Source organism: Bacteroidota bacterium (assembly GCA_013696965.1).
Taxonomy (GTDB): Bacteria; Bacteroidota; Bacteroidia; order JACCXN01; family JACCXN01; genus JACCXN01.
The window spans coordinates 1-4,360 of sequence record JACCXN010000018.1 but is presented as its reverse complement, the minus strand read 5'-3'; the positions used below and the strand labels follow the sequence as shown (position 1 = coordinate 4,360).

Sequence of the window (4,360 nt, the reverse complement as noted above, 5' to 3'; positions counted from 1 at the left end):
GGCAGTATGAAGGTTTTCGTCCGTAGCGTCTTGTTAAGAAGAGCCGTGTGATGCGAGAGTATCAAGCACGGTTCTGTGAGAGGTTTAGGGGTGAGATTCCCCTTTACCTACTCGACTTTCTTGCCTTGTAAATCCTTACTGTTGTTGATTTTTGCACATAATTCTTAGAACCTTTTTTAGCTCTGTGGGTCGGGTGTTTTATCCTTTTTAAGAGGGGGGAGGAAAATTTAAAATTCTTCTTTTACTTGGGTGGGAAAGACAGAAGCTTATTTGCAATTTTTGGATTGTGAGATGGCTGGCGTGAATTGTAAATGTGCTTATGGCTGTGTGAAAGGGGATAAGTAGCTTACCTTCATTTACTACTCTTGCATGGTTCAGGATATGTTTCGTCTTGAAAAATTCTTACTGTCAATTTATTTAGTTCTACTTGTTTTTCCTTTTGATTTTATAGCATTCAATTTGTCTTCTGCAATTGTAGCAAGAAATGGTGCACTATATATGTATTCAAGTATTGCAGTACATAGTGTTGCCACTATGGGCACTTCTTTTTCACTTAACTCACCAATACCTGCATGAGCACCCATATTTCCAAAGTCTTTTAGTCCTTTTGCTACTTTAACTAATTTTTCAGGAATTTCATTCCTGTCTGATAAATCTTTAAGCATTAATGCAAGTGTTGCCCCTTTTGCTTTCCTGTCTATACAAACTAATTCTAAAAGTCTTCTTAACAAAATTACATAAGCATTAACGTCAACAGTTTTAATTTTTTCTGCCGCCTTGAATGCCTTTTGAATATTCACAGGAAGTCCAATTGGGATATTCTTGTCGATTGGATATAATATTTTGTATTTCACATCTTCTTCTGATTCCATTCCGGCATCCCATCCATAACTTATGATGATTGCCTTTTTGCAAGCAGGGCATTCCAAAACATTATACATTGTCCCCCACGCACCAATTAGTCCATGTTCAGGGTCAACTTCGGATTGTAGATTATTTACATTTCCTAATATTCTCATGTGCGAAATGTTGCTACAGTGTCCGCATGCAATTATTTGTGATAAGTTATTTGGCACTTTCTTAATCTTTATATTATTTACAATAATCCCTGATATTTTCATAAGATTCTTGATTCCCAAGTTCACCAGCTTTACTCCAATCTAAACAAGCTTCATTTATATTATTAAGATAATATTTTGCAATTCCTCTATTATGATAGGCTCCAGCATCAGAAGGATTAAGAATTATTACCTTATTATAATCTGATAAAGCTCCTTTGTAATCATTTAATATAATCTTAGCATTACCTCTTTTATAATAAGCATTTTCATGTTTAGGATTAATTAATAATGTCCTGTTAAAATCTTCAATAGAACCTTTAGGGTCGTTAAGTGAAAGTTTAGCGACTCCTCTATTAAAATAAGCACTTATAAAGGTTGAATTAATCTCAATTGCTTTGGTGAAATCTGAAAGAGCCCCCTTATAATCGGAAATTTCCATTTTTACTGTACCTCTATCATAATAGGCATATTCAAAAAAGGGATCAATTTCAATAGTTTTACTCCAATCTCCTATTGCACCAGAATTATCATTTAATTTATATTTCAATTGCCCCCTGTTGTAATATGCGAGTGCATATTTAGGATTATTTTCAATAGATTTATTAAAATCAATAAGAGCCCCTCTGCTATCTCCGAATTCAGCTTTCAGAGTTCCTCTGTTATTATATGCGAGCCAATATTTAGGATTAAGCTCTATTGATTTGTTGTAATCTTTCATTGCTTCGTTATTATTATCAAGATTATGTTGAGCAAGTCCTCTACTATTATATGCCTCAGCATCGTTAGGATTTAAATGAATTGCTTTATTGAAATCTTCAATTGCACCAAGATAATCTTTTAGTTTTTCTGATTTAGCAGTTCCGCGGTTATAATAACCATCAGCATTATTGGGGTCAATATTTATAAATTGAGTGTAAACATCAATTAGCCTTTGATATTCTCCTGCGTCTTCATACATTTTTGCTAAACCGGTTACATCTATTAGATAACTTCCTTCTGAAGATTGCGAGAATGAAGATTTAATATTCACAGCTAATACAATTGAAATGTAGAGAGTGTATTTGATAAATATTTTCATACTATTATTTTTTAAAGTTAAAAATGGGTTAATTAATTTTGTAAAAAGCCAATGTGCCCTATGCAATAAACATACTGCCAATTTATACTGCTATTTCTTTGCGTTTTCTTATTAAAAGTATAATGGTAGTAACTGTCAAAATAAATAATAATCCACTACCTAAAAATAAAACATACTTATTAATTCTAATTTGCTCGCTTTCTTCATCAATCGAAGAAACTTCCGAAATTTCTGTATTTAATTTTGTTAATAGGTTAAGCGAATTTAAAATAGCTTTTGTACTTTCTATGGAAATACTGTCAGCGCCATATTTTTTTAATTGGTCAAATTCTGCTTGGTCCGTATATGCCCAAACAGCGTGCTGTCCTATCATGTTTTGAGTGAAAGAATGGTCTAAGTAATTTGCAATTTTTACTAATCCACTGTCAGCTAATTCACCTATTTTAAAGATTGTTTCTATGGTAGGTGGATGATCTTCAATTTCGCCACACATTGCATAAAATCTTGTAGCATAGGTAGAGTTTGGATACAAAGGAAAAATAGCTTTATGAGTTACTATCATAGTTTGAACAGCATTGTCTGTAGGAATTAGTTGTGTTCCACCGTCAAGTCGTAAGAGGATTAAGCTGTCAACGTTACTCTTTAAAATAATTGCCATACATTTTCCAAAATGAACACCATCTTTATCAATAACTTCTTCAAAAATTCTTGGGTCGTAAGAACCGCTAATTTTCATTTGAAGCAATCCTTGTTCTAATGCGTCTATAAGAGACATTTCAGGAATTTGATTTTCCTTTACTTGCGCTGAAGCAACAAAACTGAATAAAGTCATTATTCCTGTCAGAAAGACTATTGTTGATTTTTTTGTCATTTGGTTTATTTTTTAGTGTTTTTTATATGCTGATCGTTTAATAAAAAACATATGAACAAACATAATGTTTATTTTAATTTCTCCTAAGAGAATTGTAAAATAAATACTGATGAGTTATATCATAAAATATAATAAAAATAAAGCAGAAACGTGAGGGTAGGCGGAAATGGCTCTTTTACTTTTGCCAAGGTGTGTAAGGTTGTGTGAGTGGGGCAAAAGTAAATGTGCCATTTGCTGCGCTGGCAATTTTAAATTTTGTGCGGGAGGTAAAAAGGATAAAGCACGAAGCGCTTGGTTGCTCTGTTTTTGAGTGTTACACAAAAGGTGTTAAATGCCACTGTCTAAAGAATTCCGGCCTATTTTGTCTCTCCGAAATCATACGCTATCATATAACGTTTTTTGCATATACGCAGGTGGCGATTATTGCACCGAACCAAAAACCGCGGGCAGCAAAGTTAATAGAAATTAAAGGCTTTGCAATAGAGCACCTAGACCGCCACTTGAGGATATGCAATGTTATGTGGTCGGCCTTCTTCACTTCATAGAAAGCTACTATTAATTGCCACTTGCAGTGTAACGCCTATAAACAAAACAGTTTCAAAAGTGCGTGAGATAGTTGAGATTTTTTTTGTGTGAAGGAAGAGAAAAAAAAGTCCCGTTTTTTTTCTTTGAGCGTCTGGAAGAAAAAAATTGAAGCGCGTGCGAGAGGATGCCACAAGTGATTCGGATTGCATAAAAACTATCAAAATATTAAGGGAAAAAAAGCCACCAGATTTTTCGGGTCGAAGCGCCCGAAAAGGCTGCCATATAACGTTTCGCGGCTTGCCGTAGGTGGGGCTTATAGCACCGTTCCTGTCCACCGAGCACGAAAGATAATAGAAAGAACTGACCTGTCAAAATGCACCTAGCACCCCACTTACGGCAAACCGCTGTTATGCGATGACCTTTCCCACTTGTCTAGAAAGTCACGATTACTTTCAAACAGCACAACGAAAATGAATAGTAACAGGGTCAAAAGTGCGTGAGGAAGTTGAAATTTTTTTGGTGTGAAGGAAGAGAAAAAAAAATCCCGTTTTTTTTCTTGCGCGTTTGGGATGAAAAAAAATTGAAGCGCGTGCGAGAGGATGCCACAAGTGATTCGTTTTGCACCAAAACTGTCAGAACGAAAAAGACCAAAAATTCCACCAATCCTTTCTGTCAGTACCGGAAAAACTAGGTTATTGCATAACGGTATTTGCATATACGCAGGTGGCGATTATTGCACCGAACCAAAAACCGCGAGCAGCAAAGTTAATAGAAATTAAAGGCTTTGCAATAGAGCACCTAGACCGCCACTTGAGGATATGCAAT

The 4,360-nt window shown here is 35.0% G+C and carries 3 protein-coding genes; all 3 read right to left on the bottom strand.

The features are described 5' to 3' along the window. Positions 1-413: 413 nt before the first annotated feature. The 3 genes from H0V01_03000 to H0V01_02990 all read right to left on the bottom strand — a co-directional run bounded on the left by H0V01_03000 (position 414) and on the right by H0V01_02990 (position 3,010). The gene (locus H0V01_03000) at positions 414-1,121 is read right to left on the bottom strand and encodes a DUF4145 domain-containing protein (GenBank protein MBA2582338.1); all 708 of its coding nucleotides are present in this window, start codon (positions 1,119-1,121) and stop codon (positions 414-416) included. Next, entirely contained in the window at positions 1,093-2,139 is a 1,047-nt protein-coding gene (locus H0V01_02995) for a tetratricopeptide repeat protein (protein MBA2582337.1), read from the bottom strand. The genes H0V01_03000 and H0V01_02995 overlap by 29 nt, the downstream gene beginning before the upstream one ends. Before the next feature lie 82 nt (positions 2,140-2,221). Further along, positions 2,222-3,010, bottom strand: coding sequence for a hypothetical protein (locus H0V01_02990; GenBank protein MBA2582336.1), 789 nt, complete (start codon positions 3,008-3,010; stop codon positions 2,222-2,224). Between the last annotated feature and the right edge of the window lie 1,350 nt (positions 3,011-4,360).